We start from the raw sequence: 21427 nt of genomic DNA, 5'->3' as shown, positions 1-21427 counted from the left end.
CGGATTTTAATGCTCCTGACAGGGTATTTTTGTTTGTAATCTACAAGCTTCTAACCTCTTCATATAAATGAAAGTGATTTTTTCTAAATTCCAGAAGCCCTTCCCGCTGCATTTTCCCCAGCTCTGCCGACAGCGCCGACCGGTCCACACCCAGATAGTCGGCGAGCTGCTGGCGATTGAATGGGATATCAAATCTCTCGCTCTCATTTTTTACCGCCTGATCGGAGAGATACGACAGAAGCCGTCCCCGGATGGATTTCGACGATGTATTGAAGATCCGGCGGGACAGCTGCAAGTTTTTCTGCGCCGAGATTGCAAGCAGGTTGCGGATAAGCTGCGTGTGATGTCCGCAAGAATTGGGACACTGCAACAGCATTTTTCCAACATTTAAAAACAGCACTTCCGTCACCTCCGCTGCAAACACATCGACCAGCAGCTTTTCCCCCGGCACGCACGCATATGTCTCCGCAAAAATCTGTCCCGGTTCTACCCGGTCCAGAATGCTGCGGTTGCCCCACAGATCATCGTTGACAATCATCACACTTCCGTGCATCACCACACCCAGAGATGTGACCGTATTCCCCGCACGATAAATCATTTCTTCTTTTTCATAACTGCGTTCCTCCGCCCCCAGACAGGACAGCATCTCCCCGATTCCGGATTCGCCCGCGCCTCGAAACAGGGGGCTGCGGCTTAGAAGCTGCATTTCGAAGGGAGTTAAATTCAGGCTGGCGCCCGTTTTATAGTTTGATGCCATATAGATGTTGACCTTTCTGTTTTAACTAAGTGTTCTTATTATATCAAATATTTTTATATTTTTCTGCAATCTGATTTCCCGTTCTTGCACATCCATGCAACTTCTGCGATAATAGAAACATTCCTATATCAAATGAAGCTTTAAACCAGAAGATTTATCGGACAGAATATTTACATAAAGAGGAGACTTTCAAATGATCGAGCCAAACCAGCTTCTTCAGACATATATCCGCCAGTACCAGGCGGCAAGCAAGAAAAAAAGAAAGACCAGTTCCCGCCCCCGCGATCTGGGCGAGCGGACCAACCGGCTGTTTAAAACACTGAAACGCACCAAACCGACACAGGTCACCAGCCTCTCGCTGGTGGAATGGCACCGCCAGATCAAAAATCTGGCTTATTTTGCGTACCGTTCGCACAACGATGCTGTCACAAAGCTCATTGAAACCAGCCTGCTGCCACAACTCATCCGCCTGGATGAGGCAATGTTTCTGCCCGCCCAGCGTGATGATATTTCCGTGGATTTTCTGAATTATCTGGAAACAGAATTGGATGGTCAGCTCTGCACGCAGACACTTCTGGAGCTTTACCAGATCTATAAGCGCTACGTCATCCAGTATAAAATCATGGATCTCGTCCCATCCCGCCCAGAGCTGGAATTTCCGGAGACTATGGCGATGAACCGCCGTTTCATTCTCCACATCGGACCGACCAACAGCGGCAAAACATTTCACGCGCTGGAACGCTTAAAAACAGCGAAAAAGGGCACTTACCTCGGTCCGCTGCGCCTTCTGGCGCTTGAGGTATATGAAAAAATGCACGACTGCGGCGTTCCCAGCACCATGCTGACCGGTCAGGAGTGTATCGCCGACGATGACAGCCGGATCACAGCTTCGACGATCGAGATGGCAGATTTCTCGGAGGAATACGATATTGCCGTGATTGATGAGGCACAGCTGACCGCCGATCCAGACCGCGGGCATTGCTGGACAAAGGCGATTCTGGGGCTGAAAGCTCACGAAATCCATGTCTGCATGAGTCCCGCCGCTGAATCTGCTGTCACACACCTGATCCATCTGTGCGGCGACAGCCTTGCCATCTGCCGGTATCAGCGCAAAACTGCGCTCATCTGTGAGGACACGCCATTTTCCTTCCCGGAAAGTGTTCTTCCCGGCGATGCACTCGTCGTATTTTCCAAAAAATCTGTGCTGGATGTGGCGGGACGTCTGGAAGAAGAAGGTATCAAGGCAAGTGTTATATACGGAAGCCTGCCGCCGGAGATCCGCCGACGCCAGATGCAGCTTTTTACCAGCGGCAAAACCAAGGTGGTCGTCGCCACCGACGCGATCGGCATGGGACTCAACCTGCCTGTCCGGCGTATCGTATTCGTCCAGACCCAGAAATTTGACGGTACCACCCGGCGCGGTCTGACCGTACCGGAGATCAAGCAGATCGCCGGGCGCGCCGGACGCTTCGGACTCTTTGACACCGGCTACGTCAATGCGATGGGGCAGGAATCCCTCGATTATATCCGGGAACAGCTTACTCCGGAGGAAGAACCGATCGAAAAAGTCAGCCTCGGTTTCCCGCAGATTCTCCTCGATCTGGACGAGCCGCTGGACGTTATCATCAAAGTCTGGAAATCCGTTGAGCCGACGCCTCCGTTTGAAAAGGTCAGCGTCGATGAGATTTTAAGCCTTTATGCGCAGGCAGAACGCTACAGAAACGATATCTACGGATTCGATGACAAACGGATTCTCTACCGCATGATCAGCTGTCCCATCGATATCAAGGATCATCAGGTTGTCCTGCAATGGCTGCGCTATTGCAAGGATTACCCGGCGGACAAGCGCCTGAAACACCCGGACAAAGGCGCCGGCTCCAAGCTGGGGCTGCAGAAATACGAAACATATTACCGCAAGCTCGACCTCTACTACCAGTTCTCCCACCGTTTTGACAAGATCATCGACGAGGACTGGCTCGAACAAGAACGCAGCCGCACTGAAGGCACGATCATGCAGTATTTGTCCAAGGGCAAAAAAAGCTACATCGCCCGCTGCCAGCGCTGCGGACGGATGCTGCCGGTTGGATATCCGTTTAAGATTTGTGATCCGTGTTTTCGTCACAGTTCCATTATCGCTTAGCCCCTGATTTTACCGTTTTACGTTCCGGCTGTTCAACACCACCAATGCCGTAAAAATCAAAAGAATGCCCAGCACATTTTCAACCCGCAGCATTTCTCCAAATACCACAATCCCAGCCACAGCTGCCACCATCGGCTCAGCAAACGCCAGAACCGAGGCTTTTCCTGCCTCCATCTGGCGGAGTCCCAGTGTGTAGCTTACAAACGGAAAAAAGGTAGATACAAGTCCCAGCGCCAGCCCTTTGCCAAGAAGCGCCGGAGAGGTCATCAAGCTCGAAAACACCTCCGGTAATTTTACAAAGGGAATCAGGCTGATGGTTACAGCCATAAAAAAAGCTTTATTCTGAGGTGATGATATGATAACGGAAGATGCCATGACGACATGGGGGATACTGTTTCGGGGCAGCGCATGACGCGCTGCCTATTTTTTCGAATTTATGCTATAATACAGAAAGAGGGAATCAAATTTTAGGAAAACAAGGAGAATTTCAATATGTATGATGTGTTAATTATCGGCGCCGGTCCCGGCGGTATCTTTTCTGCCTATGAGCTGATGGAACGTAAACCGGATTTAAAGATCGCTGTTTTTGAGGTAGGACATCCGCTGGAGCACCGTAAATGTCCCATTGATGGTGATAAAATCAAGTCCTGTATTCACTGCAAATGCTGCTCCATCATGAGCGGATTCGGCGGAGCCGGTGCATTTTCTGATGGAAAATACAACATTACCAATGATTTCGGCGGCACTCTCTATGAGTATATCGGAAAAAAGACAGCCATTGAACTGATGGAATATGTGGATGGAATCAATCTCCGTTTTGGCGGGGAGGGCACGAAGCTGTATTCCACTGCGGGAACAAAATTTAAGAAAACCTGTATGCAGCACGGCCTGCATCTTCTGGATGCTTCGGTCCGCCATCTGGGTACGGATATTAATTATATTGTTCTGGAGCACCTCTATGATCATCTGAAGAATAAGGTGGATTTCTATTTTGACTGTGCCATCGAAACCGTGGAGAAAACCGAGAAGGGTTACAAGGTTTACAGCGATGATACAACCTTTGAGGGTACGAAATGTATCATTTCCGCCGGACGAAGCGGCAGTAAGTGGATGCAGAAGGTATGCAAGGATCTGGATATCCATACGAATTCCAACCGCGTGGATCTGGGGGTCCGGGTTGAGCTGCCGGCTGAGATCTTTTCGGATCTTACGGATGAACTCTATGAGAGCAAGATCGTGTATCGCACGGAAAAATACGAGGATTACGTGCGCACCTTCTGTATGAATCCCAAGGGAGCTGTGGTAAATGAGAATACCAACGGCATCGTAACGGTAAATGGCCACAGCTACGAGGATCCTGCAAAGCAGACCCATAACACGAACTTTGCCCTTCTGGTAGCGAAACATTTTTCAGAGCCCTTCAAGAATTCCAATGAATATGGAGAAAGTATTGCAAAACTCAGCAACATGCTGGGCGGTGGTGTAATTGTGCAGCGTTTTGGAGACCTGATCCGCGGAAAAAGAAGCACGCAGCAGCGAATCAATGAATCTTTTACGGTTCCAACCCTCAATGCGGCTGCCGGTGATCTGAGCCTGGTTCTCCCGAAGCGGATTCTGGACGGTATTATCGAGATGATTTATGCCCTGGATAAGGTGGCACCGGGTACGGCGAATGATGACACTCTTCTCTATGGAGTGGAGGTAAAATTCTACAACATGGAGGTGGAAGTGGATCACAACCTGATGACCTGTCATGATGGACTCTACGTCATCGGTGACGGCAGCGGTATTACCCATTCTCTTTCCCATGCATCTGCCAGTGGTGTCTATGTGGCACGGCAGATCGCGGAGGCAATTTAATAATAAACGATCAAAAATGGATAAGATGCAGCCCCTATCATCTGCCATCTTATCCATCTCATTTCACTTCTTTATCTTATCAACATCTCATTCAGATGCAATTTCCTTGATTCCCACTCAGATCTCCAACTTCCGAAACAACGCATACAATTCTTCTGCCTCGTCCATCGAAGGTTTCCATCCATATTGTTTTAAATCGACGCGGTCACCGTCCTCGGTGAAGTCCACCCGTATTCCATCCTGTTCCAGCAGTTTTTTCTGCTGTCCCGGATAGTCGAACGCCGCTGCGCCGCTTAGAAAGCCCTTGGAATTAATCACCCTGAATGCCGGGACATCGCCCAGGCGGTTGGTGCGGAGCGCATATCCCACCTGACGGGAATGGCGCGGTGCACCGCACAGGAGCGCGATCTGACCGTAGGTCGTCACGCAGCCGTCCGGAATGCGCCTAAATACTTCTTCCATTCTTCGATAGATGTCCATAATTATTTTCCCAGCACCTCGTCCGCATGGTCAAGTGCTGCCTCGATATTCGGGCAGAAATGATCGCGTCCGACCATATCCACAAATCCTGCTTTCTCCATCACGTGCATCGGCTGCTCGTTGACATGGGACAAAATCAATGTGACGCCGTTCTTCTGGCAGCGCTCATAGAGGGCAACCATCGAATTCATCGCTGTACTGTCAACTGCCGGAACAGCACGCATACGAAGAACCAGGCATTTCGTCTCCTCGCGGGTTTCAATCTGGTTGATGCGGTCTGCTGCACCGAAGAACAGAGGTCCTGTAATCTCATAAACAGCCAGTTCTCTCGGGATCTCCCGCAGACGTGCCTGTTCTTTCATGGCTGCTTCTTCATCTTCTGTAGCTGCCGCTAAGAGCTGTGCCTCTTCCACTGAAAGCTCTTTTCCGGCTTTTTTCGCTTTTCTTACTTCCTGCTCTTTGCGCTTCTGCTCCTCTACTTCTTCGACATAGAGCCAGCTTCTGACGCCCGTCTCATCGCTCATCCGCTTCATAAACAGCAGGCAGGATAACAGCATACCGATCTCGATCGCTACAACCAGATCGAAGATAACGGTTAAGAAGAAGGTCAGCACCAGAACCGCAATATCACTCTTCGGAGCCGTCTTGGTCAGACGGACGAAGGTTCTCCACTGACACATATTGTAGGCAACCATAAACAGGATTGCCGCGATGGTCGGCATCGGGATCCAGCTTGCACACGGCATCAGAACTACCAGAATCAGAAGCAGGACAACCGCATGAACCATGCCTGCAACCGGGGTACGGCCGCCATTTTTGACATTGGCTGCGGTACGCGCAATCGCGCCCGTCGCCGGAATACCGCCAAACAGGGCGGAAACAATATTACCCGCGCCCTGTGCCACCAGCTCCGTGTTGGAACGGTGTTTTCCGCCGATCATGCCGTCCGCTACCACGCAGGAAAGCAGAGACTCAATCGCCGCCAGAACTGCAATCGTAAACGCATCCGACAGGGAACCCCGAATCACATCGTAGCTAAACACCGGCAGACGGAACGCCGGAAGCTTGTTGCTGACCGTGTAAAGGTCGCCGATCGTATTCACATGCAGCGGCAGGAATTTTACCATTAAAATACCTGCAATAACCGCTACCAGCGATCCCGGAATTTTTTCCGTGATCATCGGCATCACAATCAGAATCGCCAGACACACCACGCCGACGATAATCGCGTGCAGGTTGACACTTCCGAATCCAGCTGCGAACGCTTTCAGCTTCTGCATCGTCTCGATCGTCTCCATGCCTGTCGGATAGGTTACGCCAAAGAAATCCTTCAACTGACCGATGACGATCGTCACCGCGATACCGGAGGTAAAGCCGGTCGTGATTGTAAACGGAATAAACTTAATCAGTGAACCAAAATGGCAGAATCCCATGATAACCAGGATAATACCTGCCATGATCGTCGCAACTGCCAGCCCTTCCACGCCGCTCTTCGCCACGATACCTGCCACGATCGTTGCAAATGCCGCCGTTGGACCTGCAATCTGTACCTGGCTGCCCCCTAAAAATGAAATCACAAATCCGGCTGCAATCGCCGTGTAGATACCCTGTTCCGGACCTACCCCAGAAGCCAGCGCCAGCGCGATCGAAAGCGGCAGCGCGATGATCGCTACGATGATACCCGCTACCACATCTGACATCAGCTGTGCGCCGGAATACTTCTTCAATGTTGTAAACAACATTGGACGTACTTTTTCCATACCCCAAACTCTCCCTTTTTCTTCCCAATTTAAATAAAAAGTAATTGCCAGCCCTAAAAAGAACCGACAATTACCTATTATACAGCAAAATAAGGGTGTGTCCAGTTTTTTCGAAGTTTTAACACAGGAATGCTTCCGACTTGTTACTGGGCACATAAGCGTAAACAGTAACTCTGACTTCTAGATAAGCAGTTGTTAAATTTCTTGGTTGTGATTTTTTTGTCAAAATGACGGATTTGTAAAATTTCTGTCACAAACTTCCGGCTATTTTTTCGATTGACTTTCCTTTAAAAAAGTCTATAATTCGTACTTGTAAAAAGCATTGAGCAGGACACGATTTCCAATTCTCCACGTTTTCAGAGAGCTGCCGGGCGATGAAAGACAGTAACGCCGATGGAAATTATCCCCTGTGAGCTGATCGGACAAACGCATGCAGGATACCAATAGTCCGGTTCGGATTCCTACCGTTAAAGAGGAACATATTCAGAATGATGGATATGGCTGAGAGATCGGCTTTACAGCCGGTAAAAGAAGTGGTACCGCGGATGCTTATGCCTCCGTCTTCTTGAACTTTTAAAAGTTTCAGGAGGACGGAGGCTTTTTTGTTTCCCCGCTCCCGAAACTCCGGCAAACTGCCGGGACACTAAAAACCATTTGACCTATGGGAATGGAGGTATCTTTATGAACACATTAGTTATCGTAGTTATCGCAGCCTGTTGTCTGGCGGCTGGTTATCTGCTCTACGGCAGATGGCTCGCCCATAAATGGGGCATTGATCCAAACGCCAAAACACCGGCTGTCACAAAAGAAGATGGTCAGGACTATGTTCCGACCGATGGCTGGGTTGTATTTGCCCACCAGTTTTCATCCATCGCCGGTGCCGGTCCTGTCACCGGTGCTATTCAGGCAGCTGTCTTTGGATGGGTTCCGGTCTTTCTCTGGATCATCCTCGGCGGCATCTTCTTCGGCGCTGTTACCGATTTTGGTGCCCTGTACGCCAGCGTTAAAAATGAAGGCAAATCGATGGGACTTCTGATTGAACAGTACATTGGCAAAACCGGTAAAAAGCTGTTCCTTCTGTTCTGCTGGCTCTTTACTTTAATTGTAACCGCCGCTTTTGCCGACATGGTTGCTGGTACATTCAATGCATATGAGACGGTAGACGGCGTGACCAGCTTATCCGCCGCCGCAACTGTCAACGGCGCAGCCGGAAGCATTTCCCTTCTGTTCATTGCCTTTGCCGTTGTATTTGGACTGATTCAGAAAAAGGCTCAGTTCCATGGCTGGAAACAGACCTTGCTCGGACTTGTCTGCACGGTAGCTGCTTTCGTCATCGGCATGAACTGCCCGCTCATTACCACCAAGGCGAACTGGTCCTACATGGTATTCGCTTACATTTTCCTCGCAGCCGTTCTTCCGATGTGGCTTTTGATGGAACCGCGTGACCTGATGACAACCTTTATGTTTGCCGGTATGATTATCGGTGCCGTCGTTGGACTGCTTGTCGCACATCCGGCAATGAACCTGGCGCCTTACACTGGTTTCCACAATGAGAAATCCGGTGACCTGTTCCCGATTTTGTTTGTAACCGTTGCCTGCGGCGCCGTATCCGGTTTCCACAGCCTGGTTTCCTCGGGTACTTCCTCCAAGGCAATCACCAATGAAAAGGATATGCCGAAAGTTGGCTTCGGCGCTATGCTTTTGGAAAGTTTACTGGCTGTCCTGGCTCTGTGCGTTGCCGGTGCTGCCGCTTCCGCTGATGGCACGCCTGCAGCCGGTACTCCGTTTGCTATCTTCTCCTCCGGTGTTGCCGGATTCCTGGAGATGTTCGGAATCCCGGTTTACGCTGCCCAGTGCTTTATGACGATGTGCGTCTCCGCACTTGCCCTGACAAGCCTGGATTCCGTTGCACGTATCGGACGTATGTCCTTCCAGGAGCTGTTCAGTATCGATGACATGGAACACGCCGAAGGATGGAGAAAACTTCTCTGCAACAAATATTTTGCAACTGTTATCACCTTGGTATGCGGCTACATTTTAACCCAGATTGGCTACTCCAACATCTGGCCGCTGTTTGGCAGCGCCAACCAGCTGTTAAGCGCTCTGGTTCTCATCACCCTGTGCGTCTTCTTACGCGTCACCGGCCGCGAAAACCGCACGCTGCTGGTTCCGCTGGTTGTTATGCTGTGCGTTACCTTCACCGCACTCGTTGAGCGCTGCATCGCACTGGTAAAGGCTTACAATGCCGGAACCGCTGTCTTTATGGTAGAAGGACTGCAGCTTATCATCGCGGTTCTGCTGATGGTTCTGGGTGTCATTATTGTGGTTCATTCCGGTAAAGTACTGTTTTCGAAATCGACTGCTTCGAAGACAGAAAACGATAAAAGATCTGAAATGAATAAACCGGCGCATTGCTAATGATTTCATCAAAATCAAATTATAACCCGACTATAGGTGCCAAAAAGGGAGTCTCTCGCTCACGAAACGAGACTCCCTTTTTTGGTATTTTTAATTCTATTGATAACCACTCTGCTGCTATATGATGCCAACTCTTCACTTCTGAATCTTTCTCACCGCGAATAATTGGCACTTTTGTTACTGTTCACGCATACGTGCCCAATAACGCACTTTTTTCTATTCTTTCATCTTTTCTCAAATTTCTCTGGTATTTCCCCTGCATTTCGTCTATAATAGGAAGCAAATTTTTCAACCGAGCACAGCGCTGACAGGCGTTGTATCAGACAGGAGGAGACATGGATATTGTATGTTTAGATCTAGAAGGTGTATTAGTGCCGGAAATCTGGATCGCATTTGCTGAAGAAACCGGAATCCCAGAGTTAAAACGCACCACCCGCGATGAGCCGGATTATAACAAACTGATGAATTACCGTTTAAACATCCTGCGCGAGCACGGACTGGGACTCAAGGAAATTCAGGAAACGATCTCTAAAATTGATCCGCTTCCGGGCGCAAGGGAGTTTTTAGACAAATTAAAAGAAATCACTCAGGTAATCATCATCAGCGATACCTTCTCCCAGTTTGCCGGACCTCTGATGAAGAAACTTGGCTATCCGACCATCTTCTGCAACTCTCTGGTTGTCAGCGAAAATGGTGAGATTACCGATTTTAAGATGCGCTGTGAGAAATCCAAATATACAACCGTCAAAGCACTCCAGTCCTGCGGCTTCGAGACGATCGCCAGCGGCGACAGCCACAACGACCTCGCCATGATTGAGGCAAGCAAGGCGGGCTTCCTCTTCCGCACGACGGAGGAGATCAAGGCAGAATATCCGCAGATTCCGGCTTATGAGACGTATGATGAGCTGTTAGAAGCGATTAAAAAGGTATTAGCGTAAACATTCCGTATTTTCATAATTGCATATGCAATCGTAAAAGCAGCCCCCGGAATCCACACTCCGGGAGCTGCTTTTCAATCGTTTATCCTCTCAAATGTTCACTGATTATTTTTCAATAAATAACTGTTTTACATCAAATGCCTCGTCGATCATGCCGGATTCATACATGAAATCAGCGGTCTTCTGGAAGCCTTCTTTGTCATCATCTGTGATCTCGGTAGAGAAATCATAGAGATCGTACATGCTTTTGACTGCATCGGTGTCCAGATCCAGCTCATCGGCTACGATCTGCATCGTCTCATCCGGTTTTTCTTCCATGAAATCAGCAATCTCGGTCTGTGCTTCTTCCAGCTTCTCGATGATCTCCGGGTGCTCGTCATAGAATTTCTGTGTCACTGCCACTGCAATGATCGCCTTAATCAGGCCTTCGCCGTCGGCTACCAGGTGGTAACCCTGCTTCCCTGCATTGTAAGCAGTTGCGCCAGCAACCAGAGCCACGTCTACACTGCCGCCGTCCAGACCTGCTTTTGCATCCGGGATCGACATATTGACATAGTTGACATCGTCGATCGTCATGCCAGCCGTTGCCAGATAGGAAACGAGAAGCTCATGCAGGTTGGTTCCGGTCGGTCCTGCGATTGTCTTTCCTCTCAGGCTTTCCGGCGTCGTCAGGGACTCATCCTTAGAATACATACAGAATGCCTTCGGAGAACGGCTGTACATATTTAATACCTTGATATCCGCTCCATTTGCTGCAGACAGAATCACCGAAGTACCGCCAACCGCATACAAAACCTGCACATCGCCGGAAGCCAGCGCCTGTGTCTGATCTGCCCCGGAGGTCAGCTCCGCATAATCAACCTCAATCCCCATATCGCCAAATGTTTTTTCAAAAATACCCTGATTTTTCTCGATGATCGTCGGCACATTGAGCGGAGAAGTTACATACGTAAAGGTCAGCTTATCCAGATCAGATTCTTTCGCTGTCTCCTCCTCGGCTGCCGCCTCCTCTGCGCTGGTTTCTGCCTCTGCCTGCGTGCTCTCAGCCGCATCTTTTGTACCGGAGCAGCCTGCCAGGGAAGCTGCGGTAAGGCAGAGTGCCATTCCCATTGCCATCCATCGTTTCATCATAATCGTTCCTCCTCTAAATAAAATGTAAATTATTTATAATATCCCTTTTCAGGGTTATCATCTCATCCTCCAAAAGATTCCTCTCTTCCTGCGGCGCCTTGACCTCATAGAGCGCCTTGACCATGCCCTTTTCAATGACCGCAATCTGGCTTCCCAGAATCAGTGCCTCATCGATACTGTGCGTCACAAACAGAATGCTCGCACTGCGCTCCTGCTGGACGCGCAGAAGCTCTTTCTGCATCTGTTCCCTTGTAAAATAGTCAAGCGCGGCAAACGGCTCATCCATCATGATAAAGGTCGGCTCATACGCCAGCGCCCGCGCGATCGCCGCCCGCTGCTGCATTCCGCCGGAGAGCTGTGCCGGATATGCTTTTTCAAATCCAGATAATCCGACCGTGCGGATAACCGCTTCTATTTTCGCCGGATCTGTCTCCTTTTTTGAAAGCCCGAACACCACATTTTCCCAGACGGTCAACCACGGCATGAGGCGCGGTTCCTGAAAGACAAATGCCGTCTTGTGGGCGCTCTCCCAGCGGATCTCTCCGCTGTCCGCCGTCTCCAGTCCTCCGGTCAGCCGCAGAAGCGTCGTTTTCCCACATCCGCTCTGCCCCAGAATCACGGTGATTCTCCCCGTCGGAAGCGACAGGTTGATCCCGTTTAAAACGGGAATCTCCCGGTTATCCACCCGGTATGTTTTATGAATATCAATCAGTTCAATTCCAGCCATTTTCCCCGGATCCTTTCAGCACAAATCCTATCATCCATCCAAACAGGCGGTCCGTCACATATCCGACTGCCCCGATCGCCAGAATCCCCACGATCACCTTGTCGGTCCGCGACATCTGCTGTGCAAATAAAATCATATGTCCAAGCCCGGTGGACGCCGCCACCATCTCCGCACCGATAATGGCGCGCCAGCTATAGCCAAGCCCGATCCGCATTCCGACCAGAATATCTGCCATCGCATAGGGCAGAATGATGCGGAAAAATTTGCGGCGCTTCGAGTAGCCGAACATATCGCCCACTTCCAGAAGTTTCGAATCGCACCCGGTAAATCCCTTCACGATATTTAAGTACATCGGGAAAAATGACGCCAGCACAATAATCACCGTCTTCGTCATCTCTCCGATTCCGCACCAGAGAATCAGCAGCGGAATCATGCTGAGCGGCGGGACATTGCGGAAAAACTGCACAATATACTCATAGTAAACGCTGCTGCCCGGAAACAGCGCCCGGAACATTCCCAGCACAAAGGCAAACAGGAACGCAATCGCAAATCCCTTCATGACACGCAGGAAACTGATTGAAATATCCCCCCACAGCTCCCCGGTTTTCACCATTTTTAAAAAGCTCGTCCACACCCGCGCCGGGGACGGCAGCACATACGCACTGACCATCTCCATGCGGCAGACCAAATACCAGATCAGAAATACCGCTCCGATTCCCAGCGCCGGACCGAAATATTTCTGCCAATTATCCTTGAATTTCTTCGTTTCTTTCATTCTTCCCATTCTTTTGCCGCAATTCATGCATTTTCCGCTTCCTCAAGCGTTTTCCATGAACCGCAGATTTCTCTCACTCTGTCTGCACGCCATCCCCGTGATGGCATCCATCCTTACAATACAAAAGTTCCAGCAGATCCGCCTGCTTCCAGCTTCCGCTCTCCACATATGCCCGGATTTTCTCCGGACTGCTGACACTCTCTACCTTCGCCGCCTGTCCATCTTTCCGGCAGATTCCCGCAAAATACCCCGGCGGAATCGGGCTGTCTTCGATCGCCCGGACGCGCACCTCACCGCCTGCCAGACGATTCCATGCGATAAACCGCGTATTCTCAAGTCCCAGCGAATTTCCAAGCACCGCAAGACTCTGGCATGGCGTCGTGATGATCTTCTCCCCATCCGCCAGATCCGGACGCGTGCTTAATTCCCGCGCACAGTGAAGTAAAATCGGCTCGATCGGGGCAACTTTCAGGTTTTCAATTCCAGATTCGTTTTCCGGCTCCTTCTGTATCTCTTCAAGCAGCCGAACCGCCTCCGGACAGCGCGCATCCGCAAGCGTCACGCCCGCCCGCAGACTAGCTTCATATCTTTCCCGGACGATCCGTCCCCAATCGCCCCGGCACTCGACCCGCGTCAGACCATGCCGTTCTAAAAAACGCTTCAGCGAATCTTCCTCACACATCCCGGCAGAAACCGGATTTATCCACAAATACTGCATTGTTTCTCCACTCTATCCAATCAGGCTGCCTAGCTTTCACACCTATGCACCTAGTTTACTTCGTTTTCACGTTCCCTGCAAGTTAGTTTTTTCTAACTAGCTTATCATAGCAAAAAATCGATATATTGTCCAGTTTTGATTGTAAACTTTTACAATTTTATAAGTTGACACTAGCCGGTAAAAATGATAAAATCGGTTTTAATGATTCCTATTTTCATACATCTTTAATAGGTTTTGCTCCGAACGGATTCCTGTTTTTATTGAATCCTATAAAAAAAGCAGGCGGACAGGGCATCAAGGATACAATTCAGGCGATCGAAAATGCCGGATATACCTATGAGATCGAGTCGGATGACCGTGAAGAATAATGGGACGCATTTTTCTATAAAAAAGGTTTTAACCAATTCTCGCACTTTCCGTGAAAATCGGCTAAAACCATTTTTCATTACAGCATATTAATAAACCCGGTCGATACCAGGAAAAGAACCAGCATGACAGCCGGCACAATATACCGGATTAAGAAGCTGTACATACCTGCTCTTGAAAAATGTTCCCCATTTTTCTCGACTTCTTCCACGATCCACTTCGGTCCGACCACCCATCCGATCAGGATGCTGGTTAAGAAGGAAATGATCGGCATAAGGAAGCTGTTGCTGATATAATCCATCACATCAAGCAGCTGTCCGGTGGAACCGTTCGGCAGCTTCAACTCAAAATACAGAACATTGTAGCCCAGACAAATGAGAACCGCCGTGATCAGGGAATAGATTCCGACCATCACACACATCTGTTTTCTCGTCTTTCCAAACACTTCCATGCAGTTGGCAACCAGCGTTTCCATGACAGAAACGCAGGATGTCAGCGCCGCAAAGCCAAGCATCAGGAAAAATGCAAGTCCCACGATATGACCGGCGCCGCCCATCGCCTGAAATACCTTTGGAAGCGAAATAAAGGTCAGACTCGGACCGGACGCCATGCCGTCGCGTCCTAAAAATACAAAGACCGCCGGAATAATCATCATACCGGACAGAAGCGCCACACCTGTATCAAAAAATTCAATCTGGTTGGTCGCCTTGTTCAAATCGATCTCATCTTTGACATAAGAACCATATGTTACCATAATTCCCATCGACACACTCAGTGAGAAAAAGAGCTGGCTCATCGCATCCAGCAGTACTTCCAGAAATCCTTTTACCGTCAGTCCCGTAAAATCCGGGCGCACGTAGACGAGGAATCCCTGTATTCCCGTCCGGACCGTCCCATCCGCGTCCGTGTAGGAAAGCGTCAGTGAAAAAATCGCGATTCCGATGACTAACAGGATCAGTCCCGGCATGATAAAACAGGAAAATTTCTCAATTCCCTTCTCCACACCTCTGTATACAACCCAGATTGTGAGCGCCAGAAAGATTCCCGTGAAAATCAGCGGCGCATTCTTTTCCGTGATAAACGATGTAAAATATCCGTCCTCCGCCACATCCCTGCCGGATGTCGTCAAATACTCAAAGAAATATTTCGTGATCCATCCGCCGATGACCGAATAATACGTCATAATTAACATCGGAACCAGAAACGTCAGGTATCCGACAAATTTCCACTTCGGATGCAGCGTTCCAAACGCCTGCAGCGCATTCTCCTTCGTTCTTCTGCCGATCGCCACATCCGTCGTCAGAAGTACAAATCCAAATGTCGCCACCAGCACCAGATACACCAGCAGGAACAGTCCGCCTCCGTCTTTCGCACATAAATACGGAAAACGCCAGATATTTCCTACACCGACGGCACTTCCGGCTGCTGCCAGCACAAACCCCAGCGAACCGCTGAAGCTGTTTTTCTTTTTTGCCATTTACTTATAACCCCCGTGATTGTAACTTTTATGTCCGTCTCCCGAGGACATAGACAGCTTCTATTCTACCTGTTTTTATTAGAATTACAAGTATCTGCCGGCAATTTTCTCCTCAAATTTCTCCCCCTCCCGCTTTTCTTCCCAGCCGCCCCATCGTTACTGTTCACGCATCATGCCCAGTAACGGAATTTGCCGTGGCTTCGCATTTAATTTATTTTTCCCCCCTTCATCTCTACTTGCCTGCCTTATCATCTTCTGCTAAAATTAAAAAGACAAAAACAGGAATTTTCCCATGGAATGAGGCATATACACAATGAACAGCAATCAAACATTCCCGCGTCTTTGCCGGGTTTTAGAAATATACGAAGCCGATTTTGGCTGTGAAGAACGCCCGGACGGACAGGAAACGATGGTCTGTGTCCGTCTGCTGGACACAACTGAAAATGCAAACCTCTCAGAGCATCCAGAATACACGATACGCACCGCGGATCAGGCACTCTATGATGCCGGAATCGATGAGTGCGATCGCGTCTGGTTTGACCCGGAATCCGGGCAGATTGAGAAAGCGGCTGAATCACACTAAAATATAAAGAGGTTACAAAGGAATATCAAAATGGAACCATTTTACTATAATCACATGAACAAGAACCAGCAAGCCGCCTACCGCGCCATGCAGCAGGGGCTTACCAATCTCTCCGACGAATTTCAGATTCCGCGCCTGGAGGGAAAGGATTTAAGCAATGTATTTTTTGAACTGCGGCTCGATCACCCGGAGATTTTCTGGGCTTCCGGCTTTAAATATAAGTATTACCCAGATTCCCCGAATCTGATCCTGATACCGGAATACCTCTTTGACAAGGGCAAGATCCGCGAACATCAGAAAGCGATGGGCGCCCGCGTCGAAAAACTTGCCCGCCCAGCAATGAAGCTGACTGAACTGGAAAAAGAACGCTATATCCACGATTTTATCTGCGAACACGTTCACTATGACAAATTAAAAAAGCCCTACTCCCATGAGATCATCGGACCTCTGGGACAGGGCGTCGGCGTCTGCGAGGGCATCGCCAAATCGGTCAAAATTCTTTGTGATACGCTCGGCATCTGGTGCATGATCGCGCTCTGCGGCAATAACCCTGAAAAGGGCATCAAATACCGCCATACCTGGAACATCGTCAAGATCGGGAAAACGTACTACCATCTGGACGCTACCTTCGACAACAGTCTCGGCAAATGTCTCCAGACCGGCGAGGAAATCCGCTACGATTACTTCAATCTCGACGACAAGGCGATCTTCCGCGACCACGAACCGCTCATCGCCCCGGCGCCTGCCTGCACGGACAGCGATCATTTCTACTACAAAGAAAAGAAGCTTTCCTTTACCAAACAGGAGGACGTTTACAAGCGCTCCTTACAGGCGGCCAAAAAAGGAAAAACACTGACGTTTCACTGGCGCGGCGGCTATCTGACAAAGGAAGTTCTGCGTGAACTGCTCGACCTAATCGAAAAAGCCGGAAAAGAACGGCAGAAAACAGCTCTCATTAAGCTTAACTGGCCGCAGGCAGTTCTGCGCGTCCGCTACACCGATGAGGCCATCCAGCCGATTGTCACCATGGAGGAAGCCAATGAAGGGGAAGAAAACCCGGAAGGCACAGCGTCTTTATAGTTCGCTGTGCTTTTCCGCGGAGCATTTTTGTGTCATAGGACGAAGTTTCCTATGACATGAAGATTCTAACAATCATAGGGATCATCTTCCAAAACCAGATCCTGATGTTTATCAAAGCTGCCTGCCAAAGGAGCTTATCCAGAAAGTTTTACGCTGTTTTTTTGCTATACGTCAATGATTAGGATGAAATTTCTTAGAATTTTTCTCAAAGGAACTATTGCTATAGTCTCTCTTTTACTTCCATAACTGGGCACACACCAACTCCAGTACACTTCCCGCGATACATCTCGCCTTGTCCGAGATCAGAAAACAGTTGGAAAGTTCCTCTTTTCTCGGATCGACATCTGCTACCTTGAAATGTTCCGTCACCCGATAACCATCCCGCAAAAGACCTCGCAGAATGCCCGTGATCTGTGTCTGAACCAGAAGTTTCGTTCCGTCCTCCTGCCAAATCTCCGCGATCGTGTCCCCGGCTTCAACGATATCACCGATCACACGCACATTTTTGAAAATACCCGCTGCCTGCGCGTGAATCACCCGCTCTGCACCGTATCCGCCGATCACGCCCGGAATCCCCGTATTCGGGATTGCCGCACCCTCGCGGATAATTCGCCCCAGCCGGTGACCGCGCTTTGTCTCCACCACAACATCCACATCCTCACCCGCCGTAAAGCCCGGACCAAGTGCAATCGTGAGCGGTGCCATATCCCGGCGGGTTCCAAGATTTCGCTTTGCCAGAATCGCATCGATCACAACAGCCGGTTTCAACGCTCCAATCGACACGCCTTTCGGATCAATCAAAATCGGCACGCTATTTTCCTGCCAGACCGCTTCTGCCTCCTCATATCGATCAATCCGGACAGCACGAAGCCCCTCGACCTCAGTTGTTTTTGTATAAACCGCCTCACACAGAGCTACCTGTCGCCGGATCGCCGCCGGATTTTCAATCTCCAGCACCAGCACCCGAAGCCCTGCCGCCCAGAGCCGATGAATCGTTCCAGTTGCCAGGTCACCGCCGCCGCGCACAATAATTAAATCATCTCGTTTCATGAGGATGCCTTCTCCTATCTCACTTTTGTTACTATTATTTCCATTACCTGTTTATGCAGCTTCTTCTTCAAATAATTCCTTTGATTGTGTTTTCTACTTTTAGAGTAATTCTTTTTACTGCCACACACACGACACCTTATCATAAACAGAAGTGTCTACCCGTCCGCTCCACTGCTCCCACTCTTCCGGACGCATCCGCCACGCAAGACCACAGCCGGCAGAAATCTCCCTCGGAAGTGGAATTAAACGTCCCGGAATGCCCGTTTCCATACATCGTTTTTCCCATTCCATCGCCGCCACAGTTGTCTGAAAGGACAGTACGATAAATGGATGTTTTTCTCTCATACTACCAATTTCTCCCCTACGCTTCCTCTGCCAGTGCCCGAACTGCTTCTGCTGCCCTCTCAATCTCCTCTTCCGTATTAAAATGCGAAAAACTGAACCGCACCACTCCCTGACCGACCGTTCCAAGCGCCCGGTGCATGAGCGGCGCACAGTGTGCCCCCGCGCGGACGCAGATGCCGTATTCCTCCCAGAGTGCATCCGCCACACGTGCCGAATCTTCCCCGGCAAGGTTGAGAGAGACGATCGGCGCATGACATTTTGCCGCCGGATCTCCATACACAATGATACCCGGAATTTCCTTCACCTGTTCGTAAAAACGGCGTGTTAAATCCCGCTCCCTTTTCTGCAATTTCTCGATCCCCTGATCCATCCGGTAACGGATGCCTGCTGCCAGCCCCGCCAGACCATGGACATTGAGCGTCCCGGCTTCGAGTGCCGTTGGCATTTCCTTCGGATGGTGTTCATCATAACTGTGAATGCCGCTGCCGCCAACCAGAAGTGGTTCCACCGAAAGTCCCGGCTTCACATACAGCCCGCCGGTTCCCTGTGGTCCCAGAAGCGCCTTATGCCCGGTAAAACAGAGCACGTCGATTCCGAGCTTCTGCACGGAAAACAATTCTTCCCCTGCAGTCTGCGACGCATCCACAATCAGAAGCAGTCCATTCCGTTTAACAAACGAAGAAATATAGGAAAGATCCGTCACATTTCCTGTCACGTTGGACGCGCCGGTAATTACCACCGCACGCGTCTCTGGGCGCAGACATGCTTCCAACTCTTCATATTTTAGATTTCCACGCGCATCCACACCCACAAAACTAAGCATCGCTCCCTGATCACGCAGACGATAAAGAGGGCGCAGCACCGAATTATGCTCACAGACCGTCGTGATCACGTGATCGCCCGGACGAATCAGCCCGGAAATGGCTATGTTCAGCGCCTCCGTTGCGTTTGCCGTAAAGGCAATCCGCGACGCATCTTCCGCATCAAACAATTCTGCTGCTGCCGCACGTGCCCCGTACACCAGTCTTGAAGCATGTAAGGTTGCCTCATGCGCGCCGCGCCCCGGATTTCCTGCGGTGCGAAGCGCCTCAAGGACTGCCTGTTCCACCTGCAGCGGCTTTTGACGCGAAGTCGCCGCATTGTCCATATAAATCATGGTTTTACCACATTTCCAGCGCCCAGCATTTTTTCAGCGATGACATACATGTTGGTTACACCGCCGACTGCCAGCTTCTCGGTCAGACCATAGAAATTCAGGCAGGTGCCGCAGGTCAGGATCTCCACACCTTCTGCCTCCAGTGTCTTCAGATCCTCCAGCATCGGAGATCCTTCACAGGTCAGACTGGCTCCGCCGTTATAGAAAAGAATGGTTTTCGGCAAGTTGTCCTGCTGGGTCAGGGCAAATGTAAATGCCTTCAAAAGCGTCTTTCCAAGTTCCTCACTGCCCTCGCCCATCTTATCATTGGCAATCACAACCACGGTATCGGTACGGCTGTCCGGAATACAGGCTTCGCATCCGGCTCCTGCCTGTGCTTTTTCCTCTTCTGTCTGTTCACCCACCGTAAAGATAACCTGATATTCCTGATCCGCCAGCTTCTTTGCACTGCTCTGATAGCCCTTCTGCTCTGCCATTTTCGTCAGATTCTGAACTGCAATCTCATTATCCACCAGCACTTCCACCTGTCCGGCACCCGAAAGTTCCTCTATCGCGTGTTTTGCCTTTACGACCGGAATCGGGCATGCGTCTCCTCTTGCATCTACTTTCTTCATTTCTGTTTCCTCCTATCCTCGTACAAAAATTTCAATCTCTCCCGGTTCCGTGATCGTTCCCACGATCCGCGCCGGAAGCCCGGCGTTCTGCAGCTCCTGTTCCAGTTTCTCCGCCTCATCCGGGGCAGCTGCCATCAGAAGTCCGCCGGAGGTCTGCGGGTCAAACAAGACCTCTTCCATTGAAAACGGTACATTTTCAAACTGCACCGCCGCCCCGACATGGTTGCGGTTTCTCTGTCCTGCCGCCGTGTATAAAAACGCATCTGCCGACTCACGTGCGCCCGGAAGCACCGGAATATGGTTCACATCAATCTCGCACGACAGCCCGCGCCCCATCATTTCATGCAGATGCCCCAGAAAACCAAACCCAGTCACATCTGTGCACGCGTGAACCGTGTACTTCCGGCTGATTTCCGCCGCTGTTTTATTGAGCGTCGTCATCGACTGTACCGCCCCGTCCATCTGCTCTTTTGTCACTTCTCCGACGCGGTTTGCCGAACAAATCAGCCCAACCCCCAATGCCTTTGTCAAAATCAGGCGGTCGCCCGGCTGTCCGGCATCATTGGCGTACAGCTTTTTCGGATTTACCAGTCCCGTCACGGACAAACCGTATTTCACGCCCGTGTCCGCGATCGAGTGACCGCCCGCGAGAATGCCGCCTGCTTCTGCCACCTTCTCCGCGCCGCCCTGTAAAATCTGTCCCAGAACATTCAAATCCATTGATTCCGGAAAACACACCAGATTCAGCGCCGTCTTGACCTCACCGCCCATCGCGTACACGTCGCTCAGCGCATTTGCCGCTGCAACCTGTCCAAAAATATACGGATCGTCCACCATCGGCGGGAAGAAATCAACCGTCTGCACCAGCGCCAGATCCTCCGTGACCTGATACACTGCCGCATCGTCCCGGCTGTCATATCCGACTAAAAGATTCGGATCCTTCTCGCCGCGCGGTAGTTTTTCCAAAATGCGGCTTAAAACACCGGCTCCCAGCTTTGCCGTACAGCCTCCGCCCGTACAAAATACGATATCCTTTTTCTCACTCATCTCTC

The 21427-nt window shown here is 50.3% G+C and carries 20 protein-coding genes and 1 other annotated feature; of the genes, 6 read left to right on the top strand and 14 right to left on the bottom strand.

Annotated elements, in window-relative coordinates:
• Positions 1 to 40: 40 nt before the first annotated feature.
• A complete protein-coding gene (locus DWY89_RS07090) occupies positions 41 to 706 on the bottom strand; it encodes a Crp/Fnr family transcriptional regulator (RefSeq protein WP_182434530.1) in 666 nt (221 codons plus the stop codon).
• Between the two features lie 244 nt (positions 707 to 950).
• Between DWY89_RS07090 and DWY89_RS07085 the strand changes: the two genes are divergently transcribed.
• The gene (locus tag DWY89_RS07085; RefSeq protein ID WP_118523916.1) at positions 951 to 2897 is read left to right on the top strand and encodes a DEAD/DEAH box helicase; all 1947 of its coding nucleotides are present in this window, start codon (positions 951 to 953) and stop codon (positions 2895 to 2897) included.
• A 9-nt stretch (positions 2898 to 2906) separates the two neighbouring features.
• Here DWY89_RS07085 and DWY89_RS07080 read toward each other — a convergent pair whose 3' ends face one another.
• Entirely contained in the window at positions 2907 to 3224 is a 318-nt protein-coding gene (locus DWY89_RS07080) for an EamA family transporter (RefSeq protein WP_182434524.1), read from the bottom strand.
• Positions 3225 to 3389: 165 nt separating this feature from the next.
• On the opposite strand from DWY89_RS07080, the gene DWY89_RS07075 reads away from it, so the two are divergent.
• The gene (locus DWY89_RS07075; protein WP_022359067.1) at positions 3390 to 4757 is read left to right on the top strand and encodes an NAD(P)/FAD-dependent oxidoreductase; all 1368 of its coding nucleotides are present in this window, start codon (positions 3390 to 3392) and stop codon (positions 4755 to 4757) included.
• 117 nt (positions 4758 to 4874) lie between these two features.
• Here DWY89_RS07075 and DWY89_RS07070 read toward each other — a convergent pair whose 3' ends face one another.
• Together DWY89_RS07070 and DWY89_RS07065 are read right to left on the bottom strand one after the other, a co-directional pair.
• Positions 4875 to 5237: an MGMT family protein gene (locus DWY89_RS07070; RefSeq protein ID WP_118523918.1), complete on the bottom strand. Its 363-nt coding sequence runs from the start codon at positions 5235 to 5237 to the stop codon at positions 4875 to 4877.
• 2 nt (positions 5238 to 5239) lie between these two features.
• Entirely contained in the window at positions 5240 to 6997 is a 1758-nt protein-coding gene (locus tag DWY89_RS07065; RefSeq protein ID WP_118524523.1) for a SulP family inorganic anion transporter, read from the bottom strand.
• A gap of 313 nt (positions 6998 to 7310) precedes the next feature.
• Positions 7311 to 7565 (top strand) — a binding site (T-box leader).
• A gap of 113 nt (positions 7566 to 7678) precedes the next feature.
• Between DWY89_RS07065 and DWY89_RS07060 the strand changes: the two genes are divergently transcribed.
• Complete coding sequence (locus tag DWY89_RS07060; protein WP_118523919.1) at positions 7679 to 9415, top strand: carbon starvation CstA family protein; 1737 nt, start codon at positions 7679 to 7681, stop codon at positions 9413 to 9415.
• A 335-nt stretch (positions 9416 to 9750) separates the two neighbouring features.
• Positions 9751 to 10353: a bifunctional phosphoserine phosphatase/homoserine phosphotransferase ThrH gene (gene thrH / locus DWY89_RS07055; RefSeq protein ID WP_022359071.1), complete on the top strand. Its 603-nt coding sequence runs from the start codon at positions 9751 to 9753 to the stop codon at positions 10351 to 10353.
• 105 nt (positions 10354 to 10458) lie between these two features.
• On the opposite strand, the gene DWY89_RS07050 is transcribed toward thrH, so the two are convergent.
• From DWY89_RS07050 to DWY89_RS07025, 5 genes are all read right to left on the bottom strand, one after another.
• Positions 10459 to 11484 (bottom strand): NrtA/SsuA/CpmA family ABC transporter substrate-binding protein, encoded by a 1026-nt coding sequence (locus DWY89_RS07050; RefSeq protein ID WP_333489837.1) that lies wholly within the window; start codon positions 11482 to 11484, stop codon positions 10459 to 10461.
• Positions 11485 to 11497: 13 nt separating this feature from the next.
• Positions 11498 to 12211, bottom strand: a complete 714-nt coding sequence (locus DWY89_RS07045) for an ABC transporter ATP-binding protein (protein ID WP_118524522.1) — start codon at positions 12209 to 12211, stop codon at positions 11498 to 11500.
• Entirely contained in the window at positions 12198 to 13013 is an 816-nt protein-coding gene (locus DWY89_RS07040) for an ABC transporter permease (protein ID WP_243022784.1), read from the bottom strand. The genes DWY89_RS07045 and DWY89_RS07040 overlap by 14 nt, the downstream gene beginning before the upstream one ends.
• A gap of 46 nt (positions 13014 to 13059) precedes the next feature.
• A complete protein-coding gene (locus DWY89_RS07035) occupies positions 13060 to 13704 on the bottom strand; it encodes a hypothetical protein (protein ID WP_118293482.1) in 645 nt (214 codons plus the stop codon).
• A 445-nt stretch (positions 13705 to 14149) separates the two neighbouring features.
• Positions 14150 to 15547: a sodium-dependent transporter gene (locus DWY89_RS07025; protein WP_118524520.1), complete on the bottom strand. Its 1398-nt coding sequence runs from the start codon at positions 15545 to 15547 to the stop codon at positions 14150 to 14152.
• A gap of 313 nt (positions 15548 to 15860) precedes the next feature.
• Here DWY89_RS07025 and DWY89_RS07020 point away from each other — a divergent pair, with 313 nt between their 5' ends.
• Positions 15861 to 16130 carry a hypothetical protein gene (locus tag DWY89_RS07020; RefSeq protein ID WP_118524519.1) on the top strand — a complete coding sequence of 90 codons (270 nt, stop codon included), beginning with the start codon at positions 15861 to 15863 and terminating at the stop codon, positions 16128 to 16130.
• A gap of 30 nt (positions 16131 to 16160) precedes the next feature.
• Positions 16161 to 17210, top strand: coding sequence for a transglutaminase domain-containing protein (locus tag DWY89_RS07015; RefSeq protein ID WP_118524518.1), 1050 nt, complete (start codon positions 16161 to 16163; stop codon positions 17208 to 17210).
• Between the two features lie 234 nt (positions 17211 to 17444).
• Here the strand turns inward: DWY89_RS07015 and yqeB are convergent, their stop codons facing one another.
• The 5 genes from yqeB to selD form a co-directional block, all read right to left on the bottom strand.
• Positions 17445 to 18260, bottom strand: a complete 816-nt coding sequence (gene yqeB, locus DWY89_RS07010; RefSeq protein ID WP_118293485.1) for a selenium-dependent molybdenum cofactor biosynthesis protein YqeB — start codon at positions 18258 to 18260, stop codon at positions 17445 to 17447.
• A 114-nt stretch (positions 18261 to 18374) separates the two neighbouring features.
• Complete coding sequence (locus DWY89_RS07005) at positions 18375 to 18605, bottom strand: DUF3343 domain-containing protein (protein ID WP_118522642.1); 231 nt, start codon at positions 18603 to 18605, stop codon at positions 18375 to 18377.
• A gap of 16 nt (positions 18606 to 18621) precedes the next feature.
• Entirely contained in the window at positions 18622 to 19761 is a 1140-nt protein-coding gene (locus tag DWY89_RS07000) for an aminotransferase class V-fold PLP-dependent enzyme (RefSeq protein ID WP_118468193.1), read from the bottom strand.
• On the bottom strand, positions 19758 to 20375 hold the full coding sequence (gene yedF, locus DWY89_RS06995; RefSeq protein WP_022359082.1) for a sulfurtransferase-like selenium metabolism protein YedF: 618 nt from the start codon (positions 20373 to 20375) through the stop codon (positions 19758 to 19760). Before yedF ends, DWY89_RS07000 begins: the two co-directional genes overlap by 4 nt.
• A gap of 12 nt (positions 20376 to 20387) precedes the next feature.
• Positions 20388 to 21422, bottom strand: coding sequence for a selenide, water dikinase SelD (gene selD / locus DWY89_RS06990; protein WP_118524517.1), 1035 nt, complete (start codon positions 21420 to 21422; stop codon positions 20388 to 20390).
• Positions 21423 to 21427 lie beyond the last annotated feature (5 nt).

The sequence above is a fragment of the Clostridium sp. AF27-5AA genome (assembly GCF_003478415.1).
Lineage (GTDB): Bacteria > Bacillota > Clostridia > Lachnospirales > Lachnospiraceae > Otoolea > Otoolea fessa.
Note: the sequence above shows the minus strand (reverse complement) of the source record. Positions and strands in the feature narration are given on the sequence as shown.

Bases quoted from the DNA above. Each gene is read 5' to 3' on its own strand.
- DWY89_RS07090 (WP_182434530.1), bottom strand. From the start codon at position 706: ATGCAGCTTCTAAGCCGCAGCCCCCTGTTTCGAGGCGCGGGCGAATCC.
- DWY89_RS07085 (WP_118523916.1), top strand. From the start codon at position 951: ATGATCGAGCCAAACCAGCTTCTTCAGACATATATCCGCCAGTACCAG.
- DWY89_RS07080 (WP_182434524.1), bottom strand. From the start codon at position 3,224: ATGGCTGTAACCATCAGCCTGATTCCCTTTGTAAAATTACCGGAGGTG.
- DWY89_RS07075 (WP_022359067.1), top strand. From the start codon at position 3,390: ATGTATGATGTGTTAATTATCGGCGCCGGTCCCGGCGGTATCTTTTCT.
- DWY89_RS07070 (WP_118523918.1), bottom strand. From the start codon at position 5,237: ATGGACATCTATCGAAGAATGGAAGAAGTATTTAGGCGCATTCCGGAC.
- DWY89_RS07065 (WP_118524523.1), bottom strand. From the start codon at position 6,997: ATGGAAAAAGTACGTCCAATGTTGTTTACAACATTGAAGAAGTATTCC.
- DWY89_RS07060 (WP_118523919.1), top strand. From the start codon at position 7,679: ATGAACACATTAGTTATCGTAGTTATCGCAGCCTGTTGTCTGGCGGCT.
- thrH (WP_022359071.1), top strand. From the start codon at position 9,751: ATGGATATTGTATGTTTAGATCTAGAAGGTGTATTAGTGCCGGAAATC.
- DWY89_RS07050 (WP_333489837.1), bottom strand. From the start codon at position 11,484: ATGATGAAACGATGGATGGCAATGGGAATGGCACTCTGCCTTACCGCA.
- DWY89_RS07045 (WP_118524522.1), bottom strand. From the start codon at position 12,211: ATGGCTGGAATTGAACTGATTGATATTCATAAAACATACCGGGTGGAT.
- DWY89_RS07040 (WP_243022784.1), bottom strand. From the start codon at position 13,013: ATGAATTGCGGCAAAAGAATGGGAAGAATGAAAGAAACGAAGAAATTC.
- DWY89_RS07035 (WP_118293482.1), bottom strand. From the start codon at position 13,704: ATGCAGTATTTGTGGATAAATCCGGTTTCTGCCGGGATGTGTGAGGAA.
- DWY89_RS07025 (WP_118524520.1), bottom strand. From the start codon at position 15,547: ATGGCAAAAAAGAAAAACAGCTTCAGCGGTTCGCTGGGGTTTGTGCTG.
- DWY89_RS07020 (WP_118524519.1), top strand. From the start codon at position 15,861: ATGAACAGCAATCAAACATTCCCGCGTCTTTGCCGGGTTTTAGAAATA.
- DWY89_RS07015 (WP_118524518.1), top strand. From the start codon at position 16,161: ATGGAACCATTTTACTATAATCACATGAACAAGAACCAGCAAGCCGCC.
- yqeB (WP_118293485.1), bottom strand. From the start codon at position 18,260: ATGAAACGAGATGATTTAATTATTGTGCGCGGCGGCGGTGACCTGGCA.
- DWY89_RS07005 (WP_118522642.1), bottom strand. From the start codon at position 18,605: ATGAGAGAAAAACATCCATTTATCGTACTGTCCTTTCAGACAACTGTG.
- DWY89_RS07000 (WP_118468193.1), bottom strand. From the start codon at position 19,761: ATGATTTATATGGACAATGCGGCGACTTCGCGTCAAAAGCCGCTGCAG.
- yedF (WP_022359082.1), bottom strand. From the start codon at position 20,375: ATGAAGAAAGTAGATGCAAGAGGAGACGCATGCCCGATTCCGGTCGTA.
- selD (WP_118524517.1), bottom strand. From the start codon at position 21,422: ATGAGTGAGAAAAAGGATATCGTATTTTGTACGGGCGGAGGCTGTACG.